This window comes from Pontibacter lucknowensis (genome assembly GCF_900156415.1).
GTDB lineage: Bacteria > Bacteroidota > Bacteroidia > Cytophagales > Hymenobacteraceae > Pontibacter > Pontibacter lucknowensis.
This window is the reverse complement of record NZ_FTNM01000005.1, coordinates 306,017-331,899: the sequence shown is the minus strand read 5'-3', so window position 1 is coordinate 331,899 and position 25,883 is coordinate 306,017. Positions and strand designations below refer to the sequence as shown.

The 25,883-nt window shown below is 50.6% G+C and carries 22 protein-coding genes; 9 read left to right on the top strand and 13 right to left on the bottom strand.

Annotation, left to right across the window (positions count from 1 at the left end; genetic code table 11):
- Positions 1 to 5: 5 nt before the first annotated feature.
- The 3 genes from pruA to BW972_RS16335 form a co-directional block, all read right to left on the bottom strand.
- Positions 6 to 1,640 (bottom strand): L-glutamate gamma-semialdehyde dehydrogenase, encoded by a 1,635-nt coding sequence (gene pruA / locus BW972_RS16345; protein WP_076422894.1) that lies wholly within the window; start codon positions 1,638 to 1,640, stop codon positions 6 to 8.
- Positions 1,641 to 1,759: 119 nt separating this feature from the next.
- Positions 1,760 to 2,461: a YjjG family noncanonical pyrimidine nucleotidase gene (locus tag BW972_RS16340; RefSeq protein WP_007655217.1), complete on the bottom strand. Its 702-nt coding sequence runs from the start codon at positions 2,459 to 2,461 to the stop codon at positions 1,760 to 1,762.
- 138 nt (positions 2,462 to 2,599) lie between these two features.
- A complete protein-coding gene (locus tag BW972_RS16335; protein ID WP_007655215.1) occupies positions 2,600 to 2,986 on the bottom strand; it encodes an ArsR/SmtB family transcription factor in 387 nt (128 codons plus the stop codon).
- 73 nt (positions 2,987 to 3,059) lie between these two features.
- Here BW972_RS16335 and BW972_RS16330 point away from each other — a divergent pair, with 73 nt between their 5' ends.
- Together BW972_RS16330 and BW972_RS16325 are read left to right on the top strand one after the other, a co-directional pair.
- Positions 3,060 to 3,734, top strand: a complete 675-nt coding sequence (locus tag BW972_RS16330; RefSeq protein WP_234986416.1) for a carboxypeptidase-like regulatory domain-containing protein — start codon at positions 3,060 to 3,062, stop codon at positions 3,732 to 3,734.
- A 214-nt stretch (positions 3,735 to 3,948) separates the two neighbouring features.
- Positions 3,949 to 5,295 carry an NAD(P)/FAD-dependent oxidoreductase gene (locus BW972_RS16325; RefSeq protein WP_076422892.1) on the top strand — a complete coding sequence of 449 codons (1,347 nt, stop codon included), beginning with the start codon at positions 3,949 to 3,951 and terminating at the stop codon, positions 5,293 to 5,295.
- 125 nt (positions 5,296 to 5,420) lie between these two features.
- Here BW972_RS16325 and BW972_RS16320 read toward each other — a convergent pair whose 3' ends face one another.
- Positions 5,421 to 7,760 carry a M1 family metallopeptidase gene (locus BW972_RS16320; RefSeq protein WP_076422890.1) on the bottom strand — a complete coding sequence of 780 codons (2,340 nt, stop codon included), beginning with the start codon at positions 7,758 to 7,760 and terminating at the stop codon, positions 5,421 to 5,423.
- A gap of 72 nt (positions 7,761 to 7,832) precedes the next feature.
- Positions 7,833 to 8,426: a HupE/UreJ family protein gene (locus BW972_RS16315; protein WP_007653545.1), complete on the bottom strand. Its 594-nt coding sequence runs from the start codon at positions 8,424 to 8,426 to the stop codon at positions 7,833 to 7,835.
- A gap of 273 nt (positions 8,427 to 8,699) precedes the next feature.
- Between BW972_RS16315 and BW972_RS16310 the strand changes: the two genes are divergently transcribed.
- Positions 8,700 to 9,434 carry a YoaK family protein gene (locus BW972_RS16310; protein ID WP_076422889.1) on the top strand — a complete coding sequence of 245 codons (735 nt, stop codon included), beginning with the start codon at positions 8,700 to 8,702 and terminating at the stop codon, positions 9,432 to 9,434.
- Between the two features lie 11 nt (positions 9,435 to 9,445).
- Here the strand turns inward: BW972_RS16310 and BW972_RS16305 are convergent, their stop codons facing one another.
- Positions 9,446 to 10,357: an alpha/beta hydrolase gene (locus BW972_RS16305; protein ID WP_007653549.1), complete on the bottom strand. Its 912-nt coding sequence runs from the start codon at positions 10,355 to 10,357 to the stop codon at positions 9,446 to 9,448.
- Positions 10,358 to 10,459: 102 nt separating this feature from the next.
- Between BW972_RS16305 and BW972_RS16300 the strand changes: the two genes are divergently transcribed.
- Positions 10,460 to 10,840, top strand: a complete 381-nt coding sequence (locus BW972_RS16300) for a SpoIIAA family protein (RefSeq protein WP_007653550.1) — start codon at positions 10,460 to 10,462, stop codon at positions 10,838 to 10,840.
- On the opposite strand, the gene BW972_RS16295 is transcribed toward BW972_RS16300, so the two are convergent.
- Positions 10,824 to 11,261: a nucleoside deaminase gene (locus tag BW972_RS16295; protein WP_076422887.1), complete on the bottom strand. Its 438-nt coding sequence runs from the start codon at positions 11,259 to 11,261 to the stop codon at positions 10,824 to 10,826. The genes BW972_RS16300 and BW972_RS16295 overlap by 17 nt on opposite strands.
- A 145-nt stretch (positions 11,262 to 11,406) precedes the next feature.
- Entirely contained in the window at positions 11,407 to 14,022 is a 2,616-nt protein-coding gene (gene clpB, locus BW972_RS16290; protein WP_007653553.1) for an ATP-dependent chaperone ClpB, read from the bottom strand.
- A gap of 59 nt (positions 14,023 to 14,081) precedes the next feature.
- Here clpB and BW972_RS19920 point away from each other — a divergent pair, with 59 nt between their 5' ends.
- Complete coding sequence (locus BW972_RS19920) at positions 14,082 to 14,240, top strand: hypothetical protein (RefSeq protein ID WP_155800502.1); 159 nt, start codon at positions 14,082 to 14,084, stop codon at positions 14,238 to 14,240.
- A 75-nt stretch (positions 14,241 to 14,315) separates the two neighbouring features.
- Here the strand turns inward: BW972_RS19920 and BW972_RS16285 are convergent, their stop codons facing one another.
- From BW972_RS16285 to BW972_RS16275, 3 genes are all read right to left on the bottom strand, one after another.
- On the bottom strand, positions 14,316 to 14,651 hold the full coding sequence (locus BW972_RS16285) for a GxxExxY protein (RefSeq protein ID WP_076422886.1): 336 nt from the start codon (positions 14,649 to 14,651) through the stop codon (positions 14,316 to 14,318).
- Between the two features lie 129 nt (positions 14,652 to 14,780).
- Positions 14,781 to 15,464, bottom strand: a complete 684-nt coding sequence (gene nfi / locus BW972_RS16280) for a deoxyribonuclease V (RefSeq protein WP_083674227.1) — start codon at positions 15,462 to 15,464, stop codon at positions 14,781 to 14,783.
- Positions 15,465 to 15,680: 216 nt separating this feature from the next.
- Positions 15,681 to 16,370 (bottom strand): hypothetical protein, encoded by a 690-nt coding sequence (locus BW972_RS16275; protein WP_076422885.1) that lies wholly within the window; start codon positions 16,368 to 16,370, stop codon positions 15,681 to 15,683.
- A 144-nt stretch (positions 16,371 to 16,514) separates the two neighbouring features.
- Here BW972_RS16275 and BW972_RS16270 point away from each other — a divergent pair, with 144 nt between their 5' ends.
- Positions 16,515 to 17,192 (top strand): dienelactone hydrolase family protein, encoded by a 678-nt coding sequence (locus BW972_RS16270; protein WP_007653561.1) that lies wholly within the window; start codon positions 16,515 to 16,517, stop codon positions 17,190 to 17,192.
- A 151-nt stretch (positions 17,193 to 17,343) separates the two neighbouring features.
- Positions 17,344 to 17,973 carry a phosphoribosyltransferase gene (locus tag BW972_RS16265; RefSeq protein ID WP_076422884.1) on the top strand — a complete coding sequence of 210 codons (630 nt, stop codon included), beginning with the start codon at positions 17,344 to 17,346 and terminating at the stop codon, positions 17,971 to 17,973.
- Positions 17,974 to 17,986: 13 nt separating this feature from the next.
- Here the strand turns inward: BW972_RS16265 and BW972_RS16260 are convergent, their stop codons facing one another.
- Positions 17,987 to 19,297 carry an SGNH/GDSL hydrolase family protein gene (locus BW972_RS16260; RefSeq protein ID WP_076422882.1) on the bottom strand — a complete coding sequence of 437 codons (1,311 nt, stop codon included), beginning with the start codon at positions 19,295 to 19,297 and terminating at the stop codon, positions 17,987 to 17,989.
- 87 nt (positions 19,298 to 19,384) lie between these two features.
- Positions 19,385 to 20,263, bottom strand: a complete 879-nt coding sequence (locus BW972_RS16255) for an SGNH/GDSL hydrolase family protein (protein WP_007653567.1) — start codon at positions 20,261 to 20,263, stop codon at positions 19,385 to 19,387.
- Positions 20,264 to 20,548: 285 nt separating this feature from the next.
- On the opposite strand from BW972_RS16255, the gene BW972_RS16250 reads away from it, so the two are divergent.
- The gene (locus BW972_RS16250; protein ID WP_076422880.1) at positions 20,549 to 22,777 is read left to right on the top strand and encodes an NADP-dependent isocitrate dehydrogenase; all 2,229 of its coding nucleotides are present in this window, start codon (positions 20,549 to 20,551) and stop codon (positions 22,775 to 22,777) included.
- 128 nt (positions 22,778 to 22,905) lie between these two features.
- A complete protein-coding gene (locus BW972_RS16245; RefSeq protein WP_076422879.1) occupies positions 22,906 to 25,836 on the top strand; it encodes a DEAD/DEAH box helicase in 2,931 nt (976 codons plus the stop codon).
- Positions 25,837 to 25,883: the final 47 nt, after the last annotated feature.

Below are 25,883 nucleotides of genomic sequence, written 5' to 3'. Positions count from 1 at the left end.
ATACCTTATTTATTCTCACCCAGGAACGGGTAGCGGTAGTCTGTTGGTGTTACGAAGGTCTCTTTGATAGAGCGGGCAGACACCCAGCGTAACAGGTTCAGCATAGAGCCGGCCTTGTCGTTGGTACCCGAAGCGCGGGCGCCACCGAATGGCTGTTGTCCTACCACGGCACCGGTTGGCTTGTCGTTGATGTAGAAGTTACCGGCCGCGTTTTCCAGCTTCTTCGTAGCGAACTCAGCGGCATAACGGTCGCGGCTAAAGATGGCACCTGTCAAAGCGTATGGCGACGTCGAGTTCACCAGCTCCAGCGTCTCTTCGAAGTTGTTCTCGTCGTACACGTAGATCGTGATCACCGGTCCGAAGATTTCCTCGCACATGGTCACATACTGCGGGTTGTGCGACAGCAATACAGTTGGCTCGATGAAGTAGCCTTTCGATTTGTCGTAGTTACCACCAGCAATGATTTCAACCTCGTTGCTCTCCTTGGCGTTGTCGATGTAGCGGGCAATCTTGTCGAATGACTTCTCGTCGATTACGGCGTTGATGAAGTTTGAGAAATCCTCTGGAGGCCCCATTTTGAAAGTCTTCAGATCTTCCACCACATAGTTTTTCACGTCTTCCCAAATATTGCTCGGGATGTAAGCACGCGAAGCGGCAGAGCATTTCTGGCCCTGATACTCGAAAGCACCACGCACGATACCTGTCGCTACCTGCTTGGCGTCGGCCGAGCTGTGCGCCACGATAAAGTCCTTGCCACCCGTCTCACCTACAATGCGTGGATATGACTTATACTTGTGGATGTTCGTGCCGATCGTCTTCCAAATATGCTGGAATACGCCGGTGCTGCCTGTGAAGTGGATACCCGCAAAATCAGCGTGGTTGAAGATCACATCACCAGTAGTAGGGCCGTCTACATATACCAAGTTAATAACTCCATCCGGAAGGCCAGCTTCGCGGAACAGCTCCATGATCATCTGCGCGGCATAGATCTGCGTGTGGGCAGGCTTCCAAACCACAACGTTACCCATCATGGCAACAGAGGCTGGCAGGTTACCGGCAATAGCCGTGAAGTTGAATGGTGTCAAAGCAAAAACGAAGCCCTCCAAGGGACGGTGCTCCATGCGGTTCCATACGCCCGGTGATGACTCCGGCTGCATCTGGTAGATCTCAGTAGCATACTGTGCATTGAAGCGCAGGAAGTCCACCAATTCGCAGGCAGAGTCGATCTCGGCTTGATAAGCGTTCTTCGACTGACCCAGCATCGTGGCAGCGTTCATGCGTGCTCTCCATGGACCAGCCAGCAGTTCAGCGGCTTTCAGGAAAATGCTCAAACGGTGCTCCCAGCCCATGGCAGCCCACTCTTCGCGTGCGGCAAGCGCTGCGTTAATCGCCTGTTCCACGTGTGACGCGTCGCCTTCGCTGAAGTGACCCAGGATGTGCTGGTGGTCGTGCGGCTGAAGCATCGGCTTCTTGTTGTCAGTATATACCTTGTCGCCACCGATGTACATCGGCACGTCGATCTCCTTTGACTTAAGTTCTTTATAAGTGCGCTGCAGTTCCTCACGCTCCGGAGAACCCGGCGCGTACGATTTTACAGGTTCGTTTACTGGTGTTGGTACTCTAAAAAATCCTGTTGCCATCTCTTTTTGATATTTTACAGATTCAGAATAAGACATTCGAGTAACTGCATGCGGCAGCCACCCTATACAAAGGTAAGGCGAATTATTTTATTTTCCGGCCTGTAAAGGGTATAGCTTTGCTATAACATGGCCTGTAGTTCGCTCAGGCAGTGGATGTGGTAAGTAGGTTTAGGGGAAAGCTTGCTTTTGCTCTTCTCCGGGTTGAAGAAAACCTGGTCTATACCCGCCAGGCGAGCGCCATCAATGTCGCATTCTAAGTTGTCGCCGATCATCAGGCATTCCACAGGACGTACCTTTATACGGTCGAGTGCATGCTCAAAAATACGCTTGTCCGGTTTCTTATACCCACAGCACTCGGAGGTAATGATCTCCTTGAAATAATCTGTCAGCTTGGAGCCGTTCATTTTGATGTACTGCACATCCTTGAAGCCGTTGGTGATGATGTGGAGACCGTACTTGGGCTTAAGATAGTCGAGCACCTCAAAGGTATAGGGGAATACCGCCGTTTTCTGCGGGCACAGGTCGGTATAAGCCTCGGATATACCTGTCGGTACCTGATGTGGCTCCAGGCCCAGCCCGGTCAGGGTTTTCACAAAGCGGGACTCGCGCAACTCTTTCTGATCGATCTTTCCTTTATTATAAAGATCCCACAGGAGGTAGTTCACAAATTTGTACTTCTTATAAAAGGAGTCGCAATCGAATTTGCCGAACTCAGCCAAGCCAAACTCGTGGAATAAGGTATAGAGGGTCTCCTCGGAGTTTTTCTCAAAGTCCCACAGGGTGTGGTCGAGGTCAAAGAATATGTGTTTGTATGGCTTCATAATAAGAGTCTCAGCTATAGAGAAACGACTTGGCGGGCGGTATGTTTAAAAAATATGTGCAACAATAGCAGGCTAATTATACTAAAAGTTCTATATCACTGTTTAAACCAATGAACTAAAAACTTGTCTTAATAAGTGCTAAGTGTCTGTCCAGCGGCGGGTTTGCATGCGGTTGACGGCCAGTTCTCGGTTAGAGTACAGAATGCGGTAGGTTTCCAGATCTTTTTGCAGGATGGCGTCGCGTTCGAGGTATGTGAAGATCTGTTGAACGAAATCGGAGCCTTCTTCCTTTAGGGAATAATATACCCACTGGTCGATCTTGCGGGGCACCACAAGGCCGGCATTACGCAGGTAGGCGAGGTGGCGCGAGGTCTTGGTCTGGGTGAAGTCCAACACATGCTCCAGGTCGGAAGTGCACATTTCCTTGTTGCGCAGGATCAGGTGCAGCATGCGCAGGCGTGAGTCGTCTGCCAGCGCCTTTAAAACCTGTTCTCCGAAGGAAAGACTGAAGTGTTTGAGCCTCATATTTGAAAGCGTGTCAGAACAAAATTAGCCAAAAGCTGCTATAATAAAATTATATGAAGTATTATTGTACTACATGATGCCCCAATTACAAAGACTACTACTTAGAAATAAGCGTGCCCTCGGCTTCCTGTTGCCCCTGGCCCTTTTTGCTTTCCTGATAATGGGAGCGCCCAATGAGGCGGCAGCACAGGGCCATAAGCGGGTAGTGCAGCTGACCGGTTTCGTGACCATCGGCGACAGCCTTTATGGCGTGGCCGGCGTGAACGTGTTTGTGCCCAAGACTAGCCGCGGTACACAAACCAACGCCTATGGTTTCTTCTCAGTGCCTGTGCTGACCGGTGACAGTGTCGTGTTCAGCGCTATAGGTTATAAAAAGCAATACCTGAAAATACCGAAGAACTATCAGAGTCAGAGCTACTCCATTATCATGCAGATGCAGGAAGATCCGACGCAGCTGCCTGAGGTTCAGGTGTTCCCGTGGCCTACAGAGCGCGATTTCAGGGAGGCCGTGCTGGCCGTGAAGCTACCGGATGACGGGATGGCCATTGCCATGCGGAACCTCGACCCCAAACGGCTCGAAGAGCTTTTCAGTGTAACGCCGATGGACGGAAACGCCAACTTCAGGGCCTGGAACATGCAGCAGGTGCAGCGGCAGGAGCAACGCAATATGTTCCCCACTGTCAGTCCGTTCGCAATCATCAAACTGCTGGATATGCTCCGGAACGGAGAGTTTAACAACAAGAAGTAATCACGTTGAAATTTTGAAGAGCCCGGCTCAGGTATAGCTATACCTGAGCCGGGCTCTTTTTATGGCTCAGATGAGCTGCGCAGCGCTCATAATTGCACCAAAAGTAACCAACAACATCAGGCTGCGTTAGTCCCCAATATAGAAAGAAACGTATACTAATTGGCCCTGTATAGACTTGCGCTATGTATGCTTTCAAAAGATAAAAATTCACATTATGCTGGATATAGATAAATTATCGCTCAATATACCTGATACAACCAAACCCCGTGTCGTGATCATTGGCGGTGGATTTGGGGGCATTAATGTAGCCCAAAAATTAAAGTGCAAGGATTTCCAGGTTGTGATGCTTGACCGTCAGAACTACCATGGTTTCTGGCCGCTGCTTTACCAGGTAGCCACTGCAGGTCTGGAGCCAGACTCTATTGCCGAGCCGCTCCGCAAGATGTTTGGCAGCGACGAGTTCGAAGACTTTCACTTCCGCTTGGTCAAAGTAAATGGTGTCAACCCCATTTCCAAGACCATTCATACTATAGTGGGTGATCTACCCTATGATTACCTCATCATAGCGACAGGTACCAAGACCAACTACTTCGGCAACGAAGAAGTGAAGAAAAATGCTTTTCCATTAAAGCAAATTCCGCATGCCCTGAATTTGCGCAGCCAGCTGTTTCAGTGCTTTGAGCAGGCTAGTATGACCGCTGACCCGGATCTGCAGCAAAGTCTGCTCAACTTCGTGATTGTGGGTGGTGGCCCGACTGGTGTAGAAACAGCAGGGGCCCTGGCTGAGATGCGCAAGCATATCCTTCCGACAGACTATCCCGGGGTGGACTTCAGCAGGATGAATATTTACCTTATAGAAGGTATGGACCGCGTGCTGCCACCGATGTCCCCGGAGTCGAGTGAGAAGACACTGAAATACCTGCAGGATTTGGGCATCATTGTGAAGCTGAATGCGCTGGTAGAAACTTATGACGGCTATGTGGCCACCATCAAAGGAGGAGAGCAGATTCAGACACAAACACTGGTATGGGCTGCCGGTGTACAGGGTGCCCTGATCGACGGACTACCGGCAGAGGCTGTGGAAAGAGGACGCATACTGGTGAACCGCTACAACCAGGTACTCGGCTACGATAATATTTTCGCGATCGGAGATATTGCCCTCATGAAAACCGACAAATGGCCTAAAGGGCATCCGGGGGTAGCACAACCTGCCATACAGCAAGGAAAATTACTGGCTAAGAACCTGAAACGCCTTATTAAAGGAGAGCAGTTGGAGGAATTTGAGTACTTCGATAAGGGCTCATTGGCCATCATCGGGCGAAACCGTGCCGTGGCTGACTTGCCGAAAGACATCCATTTGGGCGGTTTCTTTGCCTGGGTAACATGGCTGTTTGTGCACATTATGTATCTCATAGGCTTCCGCAACAAACTGGTGGTGCTAAGCAACTGGGTATACCGGTTCTTTACCTACGAAAACGGTACACGCCTGATTATCCGACCTTTTGTGCGGAAAGGTGACCGGGCGAAGCGTCAGTTTGTTGATAAGTATAATATGGAGTAAGTCGAATTGTTAAATTGTTGGTTCACAGTGCCGATAAACAAAAATGCCCCAGTTCTATAGAACTGGGGCATTTTTGTTAACCTCCTCGGAAGGGCAGGGGTGGGTTAAAGCAGTATAGACAAAAATCAGCGATTCGATCCGCTGTTGCCATTACCGGCACCACGACTTGATTCCTGACGCTGTTGCTGCATCGGGTTCGGCTGCTGCTGACGATTCTGCTTGAACAGGTCGAAGCGTGAAGGAGCCATGCGGCGTGGGTAGCTGTTGTTGGACAGGTCGGTGTCGGCTGTTTGCAGGAACGGATCCAGCGTGAAGCTAACCACTGGCTTTTCGGTTACAAATACCTTGGTCACTTCTTCGTTGTTATAGCGCCAGATCTCGGCAGGTATGTTCACCACTTCGTCGGTACCGTCTTCGTACTCCATGCGCACGATAAGCGGCATCACCAATCCGCCGAGGTTCCTGAAACCTACTTCATAGAAGTTCAGACCAGAGTCCAGCACTTTTTTCTCGTTATCTGACAGCGAAGCATAGAATTTCTGGTAACGCTCTTTGTCGGTGGCAGTAGTAGCCAGTGGATCGTACTTGTTGTAGAAGTCAGCCAGTTCAGGGCGCTCATCCAAACGGGTCCGCTTGATGTCCTGCAGGTTGCGCTGCTGCGAAAGCGTCTGCGGTGCCTTGTTCTGCTGCTCACGCTTCTGTGCGTTCACGAAATCGGGGTTCTGTGAGTCGATGGTAAACCATTTTACACCTTCGATGGCGATGTCTGTATGGTCGGTGGTGTAGAACCAGCCTCTCCAGAACCAATCGAGGTCCACGCCGGAGGCGTCTTCCATGGTGCGGAAAAAGTCAGCCGGCATCGGGTGCTTGAAGGCCCAGCGGTTAGCGTACTCTTTAAACGCGTGGTCAAATAGCTCGCGGCCCATTACTGTTTCGCGCAGAATGTTCAGGGCAGTAGCCGGTTTGCCATAGGCGTTGTTGCCAAACTGCAGTACCGACTCGGAGTTGGTCATGATCGGCACCTGTGTATTTTTGGCACTCTTCATATAGTCTACGATATTAGCCGGCTCACCACGGCGTGACGGATAGCCTTTCTCCCATTCCTGCTCAGCGATGTACTGCATAAAGGTATTCAGACCTTCGTCCATCCAGGTCCACTGGCGCTCGTCAGAATTGATGATCATCGGGAAGAAGTTGTGGCCCACTTCGTGGATGATCACCGTGATCAGGCCATACTTGGTGTTGGCTGAGTAAGTGCCATCTGCCTCCGGACGGTAGCCATTGAACGAAAGCATCGGGTATTCCATGCCGCCTACCGGGCCGTGCACCGAGATCGCCACCGGGTACGGGTAGTCAATCGTGTGTTTGGAGTATACCTTGAGCGTGTGTGCTACCGATTCGGTAGAGTACTGGCCCCAAAGCGGATTGGCTTCTTTCGGGTAGTAAGACATCGCCAGGATGTTCTGGTTGCCTACTTTCACGTTCATGGCATCCCAAATGAACTTACGGGAACTGGCCCATGCGAAGTCACGCACGTTTTTGGCACTGTATACCCAGGTTTTTTTGCCTTTCGCTTTGTTCTTCTCAGCCTGCGTAGCTTCTTCCTGCGTCACGATCAGGGTTGGCTTGTCGGCTTTGGCGGCATCGGCGAAGCGCTTCTGCTGCGCCGAGGTCAGCACTTGGCTGGCATTCTGTAGCTCTCCAGTAGAGGCCACAATATGGTCGGCAGGTACAGTAATGCTCACTTTATAGTCACCGAAAGGCAGCGCGAACTCACCGGCTCCCAGGAACTGCTTGTGCTGCCAGCCGTTCACGTCGTCGTACACGGCCATGCGCGGGAACCACTGTGCCATTTCGTACAGGTAGTTGCCGTCGCCCGGGAAATACTCGTAACCGCCACGGCCGCCGAGTGCCTTCTGGTCGTTAATGAAGTTAAACCAGTCGATGCTGAAGGTATAGGACTGCTTCGGCTTCAGCGGCGCCGGCAGGTCGATACGCATCATCGTGTTGTTGATAGTGTACTTCAAATCCTTGCCATTGCGGTCTTTCACGGCTCGTATCTTGTAGCCTCCATCAAAGGCTTCGCGTGTCAGGTGCTCCACGGCCGCAGTCGACATCCTGTCCTGCAGGGTGCCGGTCTGGGTCATGTTGCTCATCGACTTCGGCTCAAAGATGTTTTGATCTAGCTGCACCCACAGGTAGGTGAGCACGTCTGGTGAGTTATTGGTATAGGTGATGGTCTCGGATCCGGTTACGGACTGGTTTTCGTCATTGAGTTCCACCTTGATGGTATAGTCGGCACGCTGCTGCCAGTACTGGTGACCGGGAGCTCCGGAGGCAGTACGGTAGGTGTTAGGAGTAGGCAGCTCCTGCCCAAGTTGGCCGAATTTGGTGTCCTGTGCCATGGCAATAAAAGGCCCGGCCAGCAAACCAAAAAGTGCCAATCCTCTGATTAGGTTTTTCATGTAAGGTATAAGGTGAGTTGAGATTAGTTTGAAGGTATAGACTTGGGTTGTCCTGTATTTATGAATGTCGGACTAGAAAATATTTGTTTCGATCATCAGGATCAGTGAAATGCCGGCTGCTGCACTGGAAAGCACCAAAATCCAGTCACGTTTTTTGGCTCGGAACAGATTCATCATCAGGAAACCAATTACCAGTAGGATGCTCACAATCAGAAGCTGCCCCAACTCAATACCAATGTTGAAGGCCAGGAGCTGCTGCCAAGTATCGCCGTTGCGACCGAGCATCGACTTCAGAAAGTTCGAAAAGCCCATCCCATGAATCAGGCCGAACGTGATCGCCAGCAGGTTGTGGAAGGACCAGATCGGGTGCTGCTTCGAGGCGGCACCGTTCAGCTTAAAGAAGTTGATGAAGCAAGTGAATAGGATCGTCACCGGTATCAAAAACTCAATGAGTGCAGTATCGAACTTGATGATGTTGAAGGTTGAAAGCGCTAGTGTGATGGAATGCCCGATGGTGAAGCTGGTGACAAGCGCTACCACCTGGCGCCAGTCGCTCAAGGTATAGATGGCACAAAGGGCCAGTAAAAAGAGCATGTGGTCGTAGGCTTTAAAATCAAAGATATGATGAAAGCCCAGTTCAATGTAGGTAGAGAAAACCGATGACACGATAGAAGTATATAAGGGTAGAATAACGGCTAAGGTGCAAATTAATGTTTAGCCGGGAAGTTTGCAACAGGGCGCAGACAGGTAAAGCCAGATAAATATATTTTGGTTTAAAAGGCACTGGCATGCAGCCCCGACCATGGACAAGATAGCCTGACAGCGTATACCTGTACCCATGGCCTTCGGTGGCTCCTATACCTTGCAGACGGTGCCTTGACAGAAATCTCAGTAACCAGCGGCCAAGATAATTGCGGGGAAATTCTGTAAATTCCCCACATGTTTCGGCACATCGGGCAACGGCGCAATTTCAGACACAACATAAAGCTGGCGGCACTGCTTTGCCTCACGGCTGGCTTTGTGAACATAGCCGGACTGCTGGCTTTTTCCGTGCTCACCACCAACGTGACAGGACATGCCGCCTATTTTGCCGAGAGCCTGTCGCAGGGCGATTTCCGGCTGGCCCGCATCATCGGGCTCTGGATGTTCCTATACCTGCTGGGGTCTTTTGCGACGAGCTTCTTCATCAGCCGGGTGGGCCGGGACCAAGTCTTCGCCTATACCATACCCATTCTGGCGGAAATCATCATCTTGCTGCTGAACGCCGTGTACGGTGAAAACTACGATGGCAGCACCGTGATGAAGGAGGTCTTTGCCGGTAGTCTGCTGTTTGCGATGGGGCTTCAGAACAGCATGGTGTCTATGATTTCCGGCTCCGTTGTCAGGACCACGCACCTCACAGGCATCTTCACAGACTTGGGCATCGATATGGCGACCGCCACCCTCCCCGGAGCGGCACAGAAGTCCGGTATTGGGCAACGCATCACGCTCCGGCTAGTCATCATTTTCTTTTTCCTGGCCGGGGCTGTGGCGGGCGGCTACCTCTACCCGATGCTCCAGTACTATACCTTTCTGGTACCGGCCGCTATACTAGCCATCGCTATGTTCTATGACATCTCACGAGTGCGCATCAAGCGCGTCATACGGCAGCTGCGGTATCGATTTACTGCCTAGCCTTCTGCTACTCAGGGAGTCTTTTGCTGCTCCGTTAAGGCAGCCTTCTGAAAGAACAGCAGGTGATACTCCAACGCATTGCCCCAGTAGGCCCAGCTGTGGGCGCCGGGGCGCTCTATGTAGTCGTGCGACACCTTTTCGTATACCAGGCGGCGGTGCAGTTCGCGGTTGTCCTCTATCAGGAAATCATCCACGCCACAGTCAATGATCAGGTGCACCCCACTTTGCTTCAGCTGCGGCACCATGTGTACAATAGAGTTGGCTTTGTACACCTGCTCGTTTTCCGCTTTCGGACCTAGTACGGCCTCAATGCTGGGGAGTAAATTTTTGCGGTCTATACCTGATACATTGAGGGAGCCACTCATGCTGCCCGCTGCCAGGTATAGCTCCGGATGCCGTGCTGATAGGTATAGCGCCCCGTGTCCGCCCATGCTCAGGCCAGAGATAAAACGACCGCTGCGCTCCGATAAAGTTCTATACCTGTTCTCAATTTCCTGTCGGAGCTCCTGTGTGATAAACGTTTCATACTGGCTCGCTCTATCGACTGGGCTATCGAAATACCAACTGCCGAAGCCACCGTCAGGTGTCACGATAATCAGTTGATACTTATCGGCCATGGTCTGGAGGAGGTCCTTCTGGGGTGGCACTTTGAGCCAGTTGCTGAAGTTGCCGCTGTAGCCATGCAACAGGTATAGCACCGGGTAAGGACCGTTCTTTTTCTTCTTGTAGCTGTCAGGCGTCACCACGCCAGCCTTCAGCGTCTTCTGCATTGAAGGGCTTTGGATGACCAGGGTGTCTACTTTTGCCTGGGCTGTAAAAAGAGCGAGTGTCAGGAGAAGAGCAAGGGTATAGCGTATGAGAGTCATCTTTTTGATCAGGAAGCTTGAACCTGCAAAATAGGCATTCGGAAGCAAAATGCTCAAATGCGGCGCTGTTTTCCTGCAACTTAGTTTGTGCCGGCCATACCTGCCTGTAAAGTTTCGGAGGGATGTGCGTATGAACATGTAAAACCAAAAAGAAGAACGATGCTCGAAATACTACCTGAAACCCACGATAACATACTGGCCGTGCGCGTGCGCGACAAGCTCACCATACCTGATTTCGACCAGTACCGCAACATGGTGCGTGACCTGATGCTCAAGAACGAGGAAACGCACATCTACTATGAAATGGTGGATGTAGACTGGATAAACCCAGTGGCGACGATCGAGAATGGCCTGTTCGATGTCATCCACGGACTAGACTACGGCCGTGTAGCCATGGTGGGGGAGAAGAAGTGGCAGGAGCTGTCGGCCAAGCTGGCCAGCACCGTAAAAAAACACGGCATCCGCTACTATGACCTGGCTGATAAGGAGCAGGCGATGAAATATGTACTGGAGGGGGACAACCCTACTCCAACTCCATAATATCCTCGTTCCAGAGCTCCGGCTTCTCTTTTATAAAGTCCTCCATCATCTCAATGCATTCCGGCAGGTTCAGGTCCACCACTTCCACGCCATGCGACTCCATAAACTCACGGGCGCCGCTAAAGGTCTTGGACTCACCCACAATCACCTTGGGTATCTTGAACTGCACGATCGTGCCGGCGCACATGTAACACGGCATCAGAGTGGAGTAAATGACGGTGTTGCGGTAGGAGCCGATGCGGCCGGCGTTGTTGAGGCAGTCCATCTCGCCGTGCAGAATGGGGTTGTTCTCCTGCACCCGCTTGTTATGCCCAGTCGCGACTACTTTGCCGTCTTTCACCAGCACCGAGCCGATCGGTATACCGCCTTCGCTGCGGCCTTTCTTCGCTTCGTCTATCGCCAGTTGCATGAATTCGTCCATAGGTATGGGGCTTATTAAAATGTGGTGAATGTTCGTGCTTTGGGTACGGCTGCCCGCTACAGGTGGTTATAAAAACAAAAAGGCCTCCCCATACGGGAAAGCCTTTTGTTCAACTAAACTTTACTCTTAATACACAATCAATTCATTATTCGGTGGGCAGCTGAATGTCCACGTTATTGAAACGAATCTGACCGCCTTCTAGTACTGCTTCTACTACAGAATCTTTATTTATAGTGCCGGCCAATATCTCCTTCGACAGCTCGTTGAGCACCTGGCGCTGCAGCACACGCTTCAGCGGACGGGCACCGAACTGCGGATCGTAACCCTGCTCGCCCAGGTAATCCAGCACTTCGTCGGTTGCGATCAGTTTTATACCTGCCTCCTCCAGACGATCCTGGATGTGGCCGAACTGGATCGAAACTATCTTGCGGATATCTTCGCGGCTCAGCGGACGGAACATTACCAGTTCGTCAATACGGTTCAGGAACTCCGGTCTTACCGACTTTTTGAGCAACTCGAATACTTCGTCCTTAGTGCGCTCGATCACCTCATCGTGGTTGAACTCATCCATCTGCTCAAAGTTGCTCTGGATGATGTGCGAGCCGATGTTCGAGGTCATGATGATAATCGTGTTCTTGAAGTTCACCACACGGCCTTTGCTGTCAGTCAGACGTCCGTCGTCGAGCACCTGCAGCAGGATGTTGAACACATCCGGGTGCGCCTTTTCGATCTCGTCGAGCAACACCACGGAGTATGGCTTGCGGCGCACGGCCTCAGTCAGCTGACCTCCTTCGTCGTAACCTACGTATCCCGGAGGCGCACCAATCATACGGCTCACGGCATGGCGCTCCTGGTATTCACTCATGTCGATACGCACCATGGCGTTCTCGTCGTTGAACAGATAATCGGCAAGCGCCTTGGCCAGCTCGGTCTTACCCACACCGGTCGTGCCCAGGAAGATGAACGAACCGATCGGACGTTTCGGATCCTGCATACCGGCACGGCTTCGGCGCACGGCATCAGAAATGGCTTCGATGGCTTCTTCCTGACCTGCCACTCTTCGGCCCAGTTCGCGCTCCAGGTTAAGTAGTTTCTCACGATCGCTCTGCAGCATCTTGCTCACAGGTATACCGGTCCATTTGGCAACCACCTCAGCAATGTCTTCAGAGGTAACCTCCTCCTGAAGCATCGGGTTTTCACCCTGCATCTGGCGCACCTGCTCCTGCAGTTCCTTCAGTTTCGCTTCTGCTTCCTGAATCTTGCCATAACGAAGCTCTGCTACACGGCCGTAATCGCCGCTGCGTTCAGCCTGTTCAGCCTCCAGCTTATAGTTCTCGATGTTCTCCTTCTCCTTCTGAATGCCCTCGATGATTTGCTTTTCGTTCTGCCACTTGGCTTTCAGGTCATCTCGCTTGCCACTCAGGTCAGCGATCTCTTTGGAAAGCACCGCCTCTTTGTCCTTGTCGTTCTCACGGCGGATCGCCTCACGCTCGATCTCCAGCTGCATGATGCGGCGCTGAATCTCGTCCAGCTCCACTGGCAGTGAGTCGATCTCGATGCGCAGTTTTGCAGCCGCCTCATCCATCAGGTCAATGGCCTTGTCGGGCAGGAAGCGGTCGGAGATGTAGCGGCTCGATAGCTCCACAGCAGAGATGATTGCATCGTCTTTGATGCGCACCCCGTGGTGTACTTCATATTTGTCTTTGATGCCGCGCAGGATCGAGATGGCGTCCTGTACGCTTGGCTCATCCACCATCACCGCCTGGAAACGACGCTCCAAGGCCTTGTCTTTCTCGATGTACTTCTGGTACTCTTTGAGTGTCGTCGCACCGATGGCATGCAGCTCGCCACGCGCCAAAGCTGGCTTGAGCAGGTTGGCCGCGTCCATGGCGCTCTCGCCGCCTGCACCGGCACCGATCAGGGTATGGATCTCGTCGATGAAGAGCACGATGTCTCCTTCGGCATCCACCACTTCTTTGATCACTGCCTTTAGACGTTCTTCAAACTCGCCCTTATACTTGGCTCCTGCCACCAGCAGACCCATGTCGAGGCTCATGAGCGTCTTGTTTTTCAGGTTTTCGGGTACGTCGCCGGCTACAATTCTTTGTGCCAGGCCCTCTACAATAGCGGTTTTACCCACACCAGGCTCACCCAGCAAAACCGGATTGTTCTTGGTGCGGCGGCTCAGGATCTGCAGCACGCGGCGGATCTCTTCGTCGCGGCCAATCACCGGGTCGATCTTACCATTGCGGGCCATCTCGTTCAGGTCGCGGGCGTAGCGCTTGAGCGAGTTATACTTCGCCTCTGCATTCTGGTCGGTTACTTTGGCACCGCCACGCAGTTCCTTAATGGCTTTTTTGAGGTCTTTTTCATTGAAGCCCACATCCTTCATGATGCCGGACACCTTGTCGCGGCCTGCCAGCAGACCCAGCAACATATGTTCGATGGCCACATACTCGTCGCCAAACTCTTTCAGGTATGATGTGGCCTTTTGCAAGGCAGCTGCTGCATCGTTCGCCAGGTATGGACTGCCGCCGCTCACTTTCGGGTAAGCAGCAACCGTCTCATCCAGCTTGGTGTGCAGGATGTTGCCGTTAATGTTCAGTTTTTTAAGCAGAAAGCTGGTAACGTTCTCGTCCGTCTCCAGAATCGCTTTTAAAATATGCCCGGTCTCGATAGCCTGCTGCTGAAATCCGCCTGCTATCTCAGTGGCCTTTTGAATGGCCTCCTGGGCTTTGATGGTATAGTTATTAAAGTTCATATCCCTACTTGTTTCCCCTTAGTTTTAGTTCTACGAGCATCACAGCAAAGGATACACCAATGGGATTTAAAGATGATTTTACTGAAATAATGGCAGGTTTTGGGTTGGGATCTATACAAGAAACCGCCAAATTGTCTGAATCAGGATTTTCAGAATTAGAAAGGATGGACAGAATTGATAATGTCTGTTTGTATTGTCTTGCTCGCCAAATGAATTAATGACCTTAGTTATGGAAGTATAGGCAAATTGGGTAGGTAAATATAGGAGTAATAAGTATGTATCTGATTAGAATTTCATTTAATAGGTCTGTTGTTGAAAACCTTTTTGTATTGAAGGCTAAGTGCTCCGAAGTTTATCAGCAGGCCGATAGGATAGTTATAGGCCACGGTATAGTTCTTTGCCTGAGCTAGGTGGATGTCCTCAAGATTAACGATGGTTTTTAGCTCTACAACTACGGTGTCCTCTACAATAAAATCAGCTCTTCTGCTACCAACCTCTGCTCCATCATAATAAATTGTGTGTTCCTTCTCTCTTTCAAAGCCGAGTCCTGCTTTTTCAAATTCTATAGCAAGGCAGCGTTGATAAATCACTTCCTGAAATCCACTCCCAATAGTATTATGAACCTTCATTGCGCATCCTATATTTTGAACGTGATATCATCAGTCTGCTGCATAGTTTGTGGTGTCATTGTTTAAATGTCTACATATATATAGACATTATCAATCCTATTCATCCTTTCTAATCCTGAAAATCCTGATTTAGACAAGCTTTTTGAACACCGCCGCGTAGTGGTCTGCCAACCTCGTTGGTTCTGGCAATTTATACTTCGTTGCACAAGCCAGCGCAATCTCGGTAGCAGATGGCAGGTCCATCAGGTGGCCCGGCGAGATAAACACAGGCTTCACATTATCCTTGGTGCGCAGCACGTTTCCGACCAGTTCGCCTTTGTGCTCCAGCGGCGAAACAGAGCCTTTTAACGTATCGGGCTCCTTATACTTGCCAACCAGCACTTTTTTGGCTACACCCATCGTTGGCTTATTAAGTTGCAGTCCTAAGTGCGTGGCTATACCTAAGCGGCGGGGGTGGGAGATGCCGTGTCCGTCTACCATGATCAGGTCGGGCTTCTGTTGCAGTTTCTCATAGGCCTTGAGTAGATTAGGCGCTTCCCGGAAAGACAGAAAGCCGGGAACGTAGGGCAGCTCCACCTCACCATAGTGCCATACCTTCTCGAGCACTTCCAGCTCCGGGTACGATAGCAGCACAAAAACCGAAAGTATATGATCCTCCCCCACAAAAGAAGAGTCACAACCGGCGATCAGCTTCAGGTCAAAATCGGGCTTCTGGATGATGATTTGCTTCTGCATTTCCCGTTGCTGCTCGGTTAGGCGGGCAAGCAGGGCAGGGTCGGGAGCAGGTTGGTCGAAGCGACGGTAGTAGGGCATGGGGGATTTAGTGAATGAGTGAATGAGTGAATGAGTGAATATTTTTTGATTGAGATTACGTTTGGGTGTTTTAGCAGTTCAATTTTTTGTGTTTCTCTTATTGCTTCTCCCTTGGGATAAGTTTGAGTGAAGATTGGTTTAGGCTCTTCTCATTCAATCGTTCAACTACTAAATTAGAACTCACTCAATCACTCCCTCACCAACTCACTCAATAAATCACGCACTGCAGGGGTGGATCAGTTTGGCGAAAAGCAAGCGCCATTGTCCGTGTACAGGGCCAAAGTGAAACTCAAAGGAAGTGGCCGTGTGCAACACTGATCTTTGCACAAGAGGCAGGGTGGCCTTGATCTGCCTGATTTCGGTATCTGAGAGGCTGGCGTAGTCCCAGTAACCGCTTTGCTGAAATTTAGAGGGTCCTGAAACGAAACAGCCCTCTTTGCTGTACCCCGATTGGCCTTGGTCGTAGTCCATGTCGGCACAGTCAAACGAGGGCCATGCCTCTTCCTGCAGATCACAGGTTTTTACCTCATCGCCAACAGTAAAAAAAGACCTGTTCTGAAACTCCCGCTTGAAATCATTGATGTCCGTAACGTGCGTCATTTTAGGCATGGCTCCAGGCTGCTCGATGACCCAAAGCCCATGATCTGGGTGGATGAACTGATTGAGGATGTTGGCGTCAGATGCCTGCAAGGATGTCAGGAAGACGGAAAAGGCCTGCGCAAAAGCCATGGTATCCTGATTTGGTACGATTCCTCTACGGAGATGCTCTTCCTGAACCTCTTCCAGCCGCTGATGCTCATTTGCCCGCTGCTCTGCCATATTCTGCTCTGAGTCGCCGGACCCACAGGATGTTGTACCTGGTACCAGTAGCAGGCAAGCCATAAAAGTAAAGATAGTACTACGCATAGGTCTCGATTCTAGGTATAGCGTACTATACGCTGTTTTGAGCCGTACGGCTTATACCTGAGGGCTTTGGCAAACACCGTATTTTAACTATTGCTATTTCAAGACGTAAATCATACTGAAGCTTTACAAACGAAAACAAACTAAATGGCAAATTTCATATTCAACGATAGTGTACAGATTGAGGCTGGGAATGTGCGGCTCATCGGCGACCTGGCTGTGCCGGAAAATGCAAAGGGACTGGTGATTTTCTCGCATGGTAGCGGCAGTAGCCGACTCAGTTCACGCAACCGCTTTGTGGCAGACCATCTGCAGCGCTCCCGATTTGCAACGCTGCTGTTCGATCTGCTCACCGAAGAGGAGGACCAGCGGCAGGAGAACCGATTCGACATTCAACTGCTCACGACGCGCCTGATCGACGCAGTGAATTGGGTGCAACATCAGGAGCATGTCCAAAACCTGCGCATCGGACTATTTGGAGCCAGCACCGGAGCAGCCTCTGCCATAAGCGCTGCTGCTGCTTTGGGAGCAGACATAATTGGCGCTGTTGTAAGTCGCGGTGGACGCCCCGACTTGGCTAATGAAGTGCTGGCCGATGTGCAAACCCCGACGCTGCTGATCGTGGGAGGACTGGATGAAGAGGTATTAGAGCTAAACAAGCGGGCGCAGGACCAGATGCTTTGCCTCAAAGACCTGGAGATAGTGCCCGACGCCACCCACTTGTTCGAAGAGCCGGGAGCACTGGAAATGGCAGCCCAACTGGCAACTGACTGGTTCCGGAAATATCTGGAGCCCGGCAAACAGCACCCGTTGAGAGAGAGATAGTTGGTGAATGAGTGATTGTTTTTAAATAATGGATTGATGATTCGGTTGTTAGAAAGTAATACCCAGTTCAACATGATTCACCAATCAGAATCCCCTGCTGGAAACTCATTAAACCACTCATACACTCAATCACTCAATAAAATAAGAAACCATGGAAACGATACCCAACAGGCAGGTAGCTGCGGAGATGCTGGCCGATCGGCTGGAGCATTATAAGGGGCAGAAAGGAGTGGTGTTGGCTATACCTAGGGGAGGAGTGCCTGTGGCAGCACCTATCGCCAAGCGACTGGATATGCCACTGGATGTGATCGTGTCCAAGAAGATAGGCCACCCGGCTAATCCGGAGTTTGCGATAGGAGCGGTGAGTCTGGTGGATGTGGAGGTGGATAACAGGTCTGATGTGCCAGAGGAATACATACAGGCTGAGGTTGAGCGTATAAAAACAAGCCTGCGTCAAAAGTATAAGTTATTTATGGGCGATCGGCAGCCCGTTGACCTTCGCGACCGCATCGTAATCATTGTGGATGATGGTATTGCAACCGGCAAAACGCTGTTGTCTACCGTGAATATGGCCCGGCATAAGCAGCCCCGCAAGATTATTGTAGCTGTGCCCGTAGCTCCACAAGCTGCAATTGCACAGTTCGAGGCTATTGTGGACGAGGTGGTATGTCTGCTGGTACCCCCTTTCTTTCAGGCGGTGGGGCAGTTTTATGAAGAGTTCGGGCAGGTAAGCGACGAAGAGGTGATACGCCTGCTCAGGCAACAAGGTAATAGTCAGTAGGTATAGGCTGAGTTTAACGATCGACGAGCAGGTGGCGAATAAAGGCCCTGCCCGGTAGTGTAGCCCGAACCATATACATCACACCGTCACTCAGTTCTGCGGTGTTGAGCAGTTGTATGAAATTCCCCCGATTGTCAGCTTCTGCTTCAAACTCCTTTACAAGTTTTCCTTCCAGGGTATAGATCGAAATACTGAACTTCTCCATAGGCTGCAATGCCAGCATTTGGACCGTGACCGGGCTATCGCTTTTGGTGCGGGTTGGGTATACGCGCATCTCTTCCGTAGTGGCCTGCATCAGGCTCACAGCCAGCACCGGCGAGAAATTATCTGTGCCATCAAAATCTACCTGGCGGAGGCGGTAGTAGTTTACACCATTGCCAGCTTCTGTGTCCTGGAAGGTATAGCTCTGAGGTAAGGAGGTAGTGCCTGAACCTTCTACACGACCAATGACAGCAAACTCTGTAGCAGTTTGGCTGCGCTGTACTTCGAAATAAGCGTTGTCCTGCTCCGAAGCAGTTTCCCAATCCAGCTGTAAGCCGCTTTGGGTCGGCTTGCCTTTGAAACTGTGCAGCTCGACCGGAAGCGGAATGATAATCTCGTTCATAATGGCCTCAAACCAAACCTGGGCCATTTTTTCCATGCCACTATCGTTCGGATGAATACCGTCATAGGTGTCTTTCCCTTCTCTTGCATCAAAATCGGTGTTTTGATCTACTAATATAATGGGAGGACCATCAGAGGATTGCCCATTTGCTATTGCTTCGATTTGCTGATTTAATAGCTGGATGTTTTGAGCTTTAGTCGGTCCAACTACCTGGCCGTCTGCTGGAATTAATTTAGCTAGGAAGACAGTAACTCTTGGAGATTTCTCATGAATTGCATTGATTACGGCTTCTATTTCTTCTACAGTACCATCTATATCCTGATCAGAGAACATGTCGTTTGTGCCGAGGTGCATCAAAACAATGTCCGGTTTGTAGGTGTCTGCCCACTGTGCTATGTTGATCAGGATCTGGTCGGTGGTCCAGCCCCAATGTCCTTCATGTCTGTTACTAAATGATTGTCCCTCGTAATCTTCAAAATCAGGGGTACCACCATAATTCTCTGTTTGAGAACCCACAAACTCAAAGTTTACGCCTGAGTCAATCAGCTTTTTCCACAGTGGGTACCTATAGCTAACAAAATCCATGTCCCCCTGCGTAATCGAATTGCCCAAAGGCATGATTTTGACTGGCTGGGCTTGAGGATAGGCATCTAAACCAATGAGCAGGAGCAGGAGAAGGGTATAAGCGTGTTTTCGGTAGTGGTTGAGAAAGGGGAGCATAGAGCTGTAAGCTAAGTGATTGGTACTAAGTAGCTCATAAAACGTGCGCAACCCTATTGAGTTGCGCCTATGAGTGGACTTCAGGTGCTACTCTCCTGACTCTCTGCGATGGCGTTGTGCTGCTAAACTGTACAATGTCTCTTCATTCGCTTTGATGGCATCATACCAACGCTTAGCGATAAATTTCTCGCCGGCAGTGTTAGGGTGCAGCGAATCATAGGTATAGGTGTCAGGATTGTAACCGGTATTGATGTCCACGACTATAATTGGAGATTTCTGAGTTGAAAGCCGTGAAGCCAGTTCAGGTATAAGGGATACAAAATGCTGTGTAGAATCAACATTGGCGTAAGTGGAAGGTATAGGTGTGATCTTGGCCAGCATGATAGCGACGTTTTCGTTATCTGCACGCAACAAACCGATGATCTGTTCTATCCGCTCCAGAGTGCCCTTTGTCGTCTTGCTATGAATCATGTCATTTGTACCCAGGTGCATGAGTACCACATCAGGCGTGTAGCCTTTAAGCCAATCACTTAACTTTCCTTTGTCACGCTTGTACTGGGTGGGTTTTTCGTAACCATTCAGCATGTCACTGGTCGTCCAGCCCCAATGACCTTCATGCTTGTTAGAAAATTTAGCACCTTTATATTCCTGCCCGATTACAGGCGAGGCTGCATCGGCACTCCGTTCCGGGTTGGTTGCATCAAAGTGCCAGTTCGTATCCATAGAGCCTACAAACTCAAAGTCCAGTCCGGCATCCACCAGCATTTTCCAGAGTTCGTACCGGTAACTGGGATGCGTTTCACCTCCCTGCGTAATGGAATTGCCCAAAGGCAGGATTCGAAGCGGGGACTCTTCCAGTTGGGGTTCTATTTCTTCTTCTGTCTGATTATCTGTGCAGGCGGTAGAAAATAGGATAAATGAAAGAAATAATAAATAGCTATAGTTAATCTTAAATTTCGAAAACATATCTAAGGGTACAAATTTCTGATAAGGTAAGCACATTGGCTAAAAACGAGAAGTATAAAATTCGGTTGCATTTGAGTGAGGGGTGGGACCTTATAATTGTCCAATTTTGCAAAAAAGAAGAGCTTGGAGAATGATGCAAATGAAACACCGGGCGAAGGTTTAGCCTTATCGAAAAAGACTCTTATATTTGCTTCTTAAACTAGCGCAGGGGAATTGTTGGCTCGCCAGCCAGGAAATGGCGGCAGGCTATGAGCTCCGAAATTAACTAATTAAACACTGACCTAAATGACGACAAAAACATCCAGAATCATCTATACTATCACAGATGAAGCGCCTGCCCTGGCTACGCGCTCTTTCCTGCCGATTGTGCAGGCTTTCACCAAAGCCGCCGACATCGAAGTAGAAACAAGAGATATTTCCCTGGCGGGCCGTATCATCGCTACTTTCCCGGAAAACCTTTCTGAAGAGCAGAAGCAGTCGGACGACCTGGCCTACCTTGGCGAACTGGCTAAAACTCCTGAAGCCAATATTATTAAACTTCCAAACATCAGCGCCTCTATTCCGCAGCTGACAGCGGCTATCAAAGAATTGCAGTCTCAAGGCTATAACATACCTGACTATCCGGCTGATCCGAAAAACGACACCGAGAAAGACGTGAAAGCACGCTACGCGAAGATCCTCGGTAGCGCCGTGAACCCGGTTTTGCGCGAAGGTAACTCTGATCGCCGCGTGGCCGATGCTGTGAAGCAATACGCCAAGAAGCACCCGCACTCGATGGGCAAGTGGTCATCTGACTCTAAAACGCACGTAGCCCACATGACAGGAGGCGACTTCTATGGCAGCGAGCATTCAGTAGTAGTTGATAAGGCTACCGATGTACGCATCGAGTTTGTTGGGGCCAACGGCGAAACCAAAGTGCTGAAAGACAAAGTAGCCCTGAAAGCAGGCGAAGTGATGGACTCTTCTGTGATGAGCCGCAACGCCCTGCGTTCTTTCCTGGAAAAGGAAATTGCTGAGGCCAAGGAGCAAGGCATTCTGTTGTCACTGCACCTGAAGGCAACCATGATGAAGGTGTCTGACCCGATTATGTTCGGTCATGCGGTAACCGTTTTCTTCAAAGAGACTTTCGAAAAGCACGGCACTACGTTTAAAGAAATCGGCGTGGATGCCAACAATGGTCTGGGCGATGTGTATGCGAAGATTCAGAACCTTTCTGAAGACAAGCGAGCCGAAATCGAAGCCGACTTGAAAGCGGAGATGGCGAAGCGCCCTGAACTGGCGATGGTGAACTCGGACAAAGGCATTACCAACCTGCACGTACCAAGCGACGTGATTATCGATGCCTCTATGCCAGCGGCTATCCGTTCGTCTGGACAGATGTGGGGACCTGATGGCAAACTGCACGACACCAAAGCGATCATTCCAGACCGCTCTTATGCGCAGATCTACCAGGAAGTGATCCAATTCAACAAAGAGAACGGTGCTTTCGATCCGACTACTATGGGCACGGTGCCAAACATCGGCCTGATGGCGCAGAAAGCCGAAGAGTACGGCTCGCACGACAAAACCTTTGAAATGACTGCCGCTGGTACTGTTCGCATGGTGGATGCCGATGGCAACACTTTAATGGAGCAGAAGGTAGAGGAGGGCGATATCTTCAGAGCCTGCCAGACGAAAGACCTTCCTATTCAGGACTGGGTGAAGCTGGCGGTAACAAGAGCGCGCATTACAAATACACCAGCTATCTTCTGGCTGGACCCACAGCGCGCCCACGATGCCAACCTAATTAAGAAAGTAGAGAAATACCTGCAGGACCACGATACCAACGGTCTTGAGATCAAGATCATGTCGCCGGTAGAGGCCATGCGCTATACCTGCGAGCGTGCCAAAGCGGGCAAAGACACGATCTCAGTTACGGGCAACGTACTGCGTGACTATCTGACCGACCTGTTCCCGATTCTTGAATTAGGCACAAGCGCCAAAATGCTTTCTATCGTTCCGTTGCTCGATGGCGGTGGATTGTTCGAAACTGGTGCCGGTGGTTCTGCACCGAAGCACGTGGAGCAGTTCGTAGAGGAGAACTACCTGCGTTGGGATTCGCTGGGTGAGTTCCTGGCCTTGGCAGTATCGCTGGAAGACCTGGCTTACAAGACTAAGAACGAGAAGGCGGAAGTACTGGCAGAAGCTCTAAATCAGGCGAACGCCAAATTCCTGGAGAACGACAAGTCGCCATCACGCAAAGTAGGCGGTATCGACAACCGTGGTAGCCACTTCTACCTGGCCATGTACTGGGCGCAGGCATTGGCTGAGCAGACCAAAAACCAGGAGCTGAAAGACCGCTTCACGAAACTGGCGCAGGAACTGACCGATAACGAGCAGAAGATTGTAGATGAGCAGATCGCTGCCCAAGGCAAGCCGGTTGACATCGGCGGGTACTACCACCCGAACGAAGAGAAAACCAGCAAAGCCATGCGTCCGAGTGAGACCTTGAATAAGGCTTTAGGTAACTTCTAGTCTAAGGTTTAAAGTTTAAAAGAAAGGCTGCCTGAGCGATCGGGCAGCCTTTTCTTGTTTTAAACTATTAACTTTGAAGCTAGACGCTAGCCATAGTTTGGAGCACAACGGCGACCTGAGAAGCAACAATGGAAGAGCAATACCCACCGTTCGAACCTTTCGATAGCACAGACGACCCGGAGTCGCTGTTTGCTGCATACCTTGCTTCCCAGCCACAGATAACCGGAGCTTCTTCTGATTCCAGAACGATCATTGTAATAGGCAGGCACCGCTATTATAACCTGTTCAGTGCCCAGCTTGTCTCTTGCAGCCTTAGCAGCACTGGTGAACTCAAAGCCCCTTTTACGGTCCTTAATCCGTTGGAACAGGTATGGCGAACTGATAAGCCAGACGAGTTGAAGTTCTATAGCGCCATTGCCCGCTTTCAGAGTTTTTACGAAAAGTCAGCTACAGATACAGCCAGTCTGAAGGCGCTGGTGCGTAACCCGCTCCGCTATGCCTTTTACCTGCATGATAGCAATGTCTCCGAGAAAATAACGCCTCGCTCTATTGCGCCTGTTCAGGTCACGCAGCCACAGATGGATTTCAAAGTGCGCATTGGGCTGAACAGCGACGTGTTCAGCGTCACCAGCGATTTGTTCATCAACGGTACGTATTATCCTCTCAGTCGCATCAGCGTCCACTACGATCATTTCCTGGTAGCCGATAATGCCTGGTATCTGTGCACCAACCCACACTTGCCAGCTGTGATTGCCTATTTCAAAAAGCACGATGGCGAGCTTCAACTGCCACACGATGCTTTTTTGAAGTTCCAGCAGCAGGTTCTGGCCAAAATGGAGTCACATGTGCCCGTGGAGCATACCTATCTGAAGCCTGCCACTAAAGTCCAGCTACGCAGCAAAGGTTTTAACCAGCCGCTGGAAAAGCTGCTATACCTGATCGAGTCGGAGAACTATGTGTTGCTGCAGCCTTTCATGCGTTACGGCGAAATCGAGATCCCGCTGCTGTCGAATAAGCTGATCTATGATCAGGATAATATGGGCAGGCCTTTTTTTGTAGCGCGTAACACCGAGATGGAAGCGGCCTTCACCAAATTGCTGATTCAACAGCACCCGCACTTCTGGGAGCAGCTGGATAATATGCTCGATTACTTTTACCTGCACAAAGACAGGTTCCTGGACGAGGCGTGGTTTCTCGATGCCTTCGACAACCTGGCGGCGCATGGGGTTACCATCCTTGGCTTTAATGACCTGCAGGGGAATAAACTCAACCAGCACAAAGCCGCTGTTTCCATCAACGTGGACAGTGGTCTAAACTGGTTCAATGTAACGGTTCAGGTAAAATTCGGTCGCAAAAAAGCATCCCTCAAGCAGCTGAAGAAGTCCGTCGTGAACAAAAGCAGGTATGTGCTGCTCGACGACGGCACGATGGGCATTATACCTGAAGAATGGCTCCAGCGACTGCAGCTCTATTTCGAAACGGGCGCGGTGGTAAGTGAGGAGGAACTGCAGATCCCTAAAACGAACTTTGCGGCGCTCACGGAGTTGTTCGAGGACTACATGCTGGACGAGCAGGTGCACAAAGAGCTGTGGTGGTACCAGGATCAGCTGAACAACGTGGAGAAGCTGGCCCCGGCTCCTATACCTGCAGGATTGCAAACCACTTTGAGACCATACCAGTGGCAAGGGCTCAGCTGGCTCAACTTTTTAGATGACCTGCAGTTTGGCGGCTGCCTCGCCGACGATATGGGCCTGGGTAAAACAGTCCAGATTATCGCCTTTATACTGTTATTGCGCGAAAAAAGGGAGCGACAAACACACCTGCTGGTCGTACCGACATCGCTTATATCAAACTGGCAGGCAGAGCTGCAGCGGTTTGGCCCATCTCTACAAGTGCACGTACATCATGGCCCGAACAGAGCAAAAGATACGGCTGCTTTTCAGGAGTATGATGTTGTCATCACGACCTATAACACCCTGCTCTCTGATATTGTCTTTCTAAAGAAGTATCTGTTTGGCTATACCTTCCTGGATGAGTCGCAGAACATTAAAAACCCGAACTCGCAGCGCTACAAAGCGGCCTGCCTGCTGCAGTCCTATAACAGAGTAGTGCTCACAGGTACGCCTTTCGAGAACAACACCTTTGATATTTACGCACAACTTTCCTTTGTCAATCTGGGTTTGCTAGGCACCAGAACCTACTTCAGGAATACCTATTCCATGCCCATCGATAAGTTTAAGGATAGGCGAAGTGCGCAAGCCTTACAGGAAAAGATTGGCCCCTTTGTGCTGAGAAGAACAAAGGCCGAGGTAGCCAGAGAGCTCCCCGACAAAACAGAGATGATTCTGTATTGCGAAATGGGAGAGGAGCAGCGCAAGGTATACGACACTGCCGAGCAGGAATTCAGAGACTACATCAACGCCAGTGGAGAAGAGGAGCTGGCAAAGCACCCAATGCATGTGTTGCGTGGCATCACCAAACTGCGCCAGATCTGCAACTCGCCTTTATTAATTGGCGATGCGAAGCTTTTCTCGGATACGTCTGCTAAAATTCAGGTGCTCATGCAGCAGATTCAGAATGTAGCGCGGCACCACAAGGTGCTGGTATTCTCTCAGTTTGTAGGGATGCTGGATTTGATCAAGGAGGAGTTAATAAAGGAAAATATCAAGTACTCTTACCTCACCGGCAGCACCCGCAATAGGGGCGAGGTCGTAGATCAGTTCCAGGCAGACGAGGAGATTCGTGTGTTCCTGGTGAGTCTGAAAGCTGGCGGAACGGGACTGAATTTAACAGCAGCCGATTACGTGTTTCTGGTAGACCCATGGTGGAACCCAGCCGTAGAGAATCAGGCCATCGACCGCAGCTACAGAATCGGGCAGGCGAAGAAGGTGATCGCCGTGCGCCTTATTTGTCCCAACACCGTGGAGGAGAAGATCCAGATCCTGCAACAGAACAAATCGAAGCTCGCCACTGATCTGGTAACGGCTGACAATAGCTTCTTCAGGTCGCTTACCAAAGATGATTGGCTGAACTTAAGTAGTAATAGCAGTAGCAAATAAGAAATGAGTCTTTAACCAATGTCCTTTCTTCAGGGAATGCCCATGGT

What these genes read in the sequence shown, in the direction of transcription:
- BW972_RS16250 (WP_076422880.1), top strand. Translation starts at nt 20,549, where the DNA reads ATGACGACAAAAACATCCAGAATCATCTATACTATCACAGATGAAGCG.
- BW972_RS16335 (WP_007655215.1), bottom strand. Translation starts at nt 2,986, where the DNA reads ATGAGGCTCAAACACTTCAGTCTTTCCTTCGGAGAACAGGTTTTAAAG.
- BW972_RS16260 (WP_076422882.1), bottom strand. Translation starts at nt 19,297, where the DNA reads ATGCTCCCCTTTCTCAACCACTACCGAAAACACGCTTATACCCTTCTC.
- BW972_RS16270 (WP_007653561.1), top strand. Translation starts at nt 16,515, where the DNA reads ATGGCAAATTTCATATTCAACGATAGTGTACAGATTGAGGCTGGGAAT.
- BW972_RS16325 (WP_076422892.1), top strand. Translation starts at nt 3,949, where the DNA reads ATGCTGGATATAGATAAATTATCGCTCAATATACCTGATACAACCAAA.
- BW972_RS16340 (WP_007655217.1), bottom strand. Translation starts at nt 2,461, where the DNA reads ATGAAGCCATACAAACACATATTCTTTGACCTCGACCACACCCTGTGG.
- pruA (WP_076422894.1), bottom strand. Translation starts at nt 1,640, where the DNA reads ATGGCAACAGGATTTTTTAGAGTACCAACACCAGTAAACGAACCTGTA.
- BW972_RS16265 (WP_076422884.1), top strand. Translation starts at nt 17,344, where the DNA reads ATGGAAACGATACCCAACAGGCAGGTAGCTGCGGAGATGCTGGCCGAT.
- clpB (WP_007653553.1), bottom strand. Translation starts at nt 14,022, where the DNA reads ATGAACTTTAATAACTATACCATCAAAGCCCAGGAGGCCATTCAAAAG.
- BW972_RS16295 (WP_076422887.1), bottom strand. Translation starts at nt 11,261, where the DNA reads ATGGACGAATTCATGCAACTGGCGATAGACGAAGCGAAGAAAGGCCGC.
- BW972_RS16285 (WP_076422886.1), bottom strand. Translation starts at nt 14,651, where the DNA reads ATGAAGGTTCATAATACTATTGGGAGTGGATTTCAGGAAGTGATTTAT.
- BW972_RS16330 (WP_234986416.1), top strand. Translation starts at nt 3,060, where the DNA reads ATGATGCCCCAATTACAAAGACTACTACTTAGAAATAAGCGTGCCCTC.
- BW972_RS16255 (WP_007653567.1), bottom strand. Translation starts at nt 20,263, where the DNA reads ATGTTTTCGAAATTTAAGATTAACTATAGCTATTTATTATTTCTTTCA.
- BW972_RS19920 (WP_155800502.1), top strand. Translation starts at nt 14,082, where the DNA reads ATGGGATTTAAAGATGATTTTACTGAAATAATGGCAGGTTTTGGGTTG.
- BW972_RS16320 (WP_076422890.1), bottom strand. Translation starts at nt 7,760, where the DNA reads ATGAAAAACCTAATCAGAGGATTGGCACTTTTTGGTTTGCTGGCCGGG.
- BW972_RS16310 (WP_076422889.1), top strand. Translation starts at nt 8,700, where the DNA reads ATGTTTCGGCACATCGGGCAACGGCGCAATTTCAGACACAACATAAAG.
- BW972_RS16275 (WP_076422885.1), bottom strand. Translation starts at nt 16,370, where the DNA reads ATGCGTAGTACTATCTTTACTTTTATGGCTTGCCTGCTACTGGTACCA.
- nfi (WP_083674227.1), bottom strand. Translation starts at nt 15,464, where the DNA reads ATGCCCTACTACCGTCGCTTCGACCAACCTGCTCCCGACCCTGCCCTG.
- BW972_RS16245 (WP_076422879.1), top strand. Translation starts at nt 22,906, where the DNA reads ATGGAAGAGCAATACCCACCGTTCGAACCTTTCGATAGCACAGACGAC.
- BW972_RS16300 (WP_007653550.1), top strand. Translation starts at nt 10,460, where the DNA reads ATGCTCGAAATACTACCTGAAACCCACGATAACATACTGGCCGTGCGC.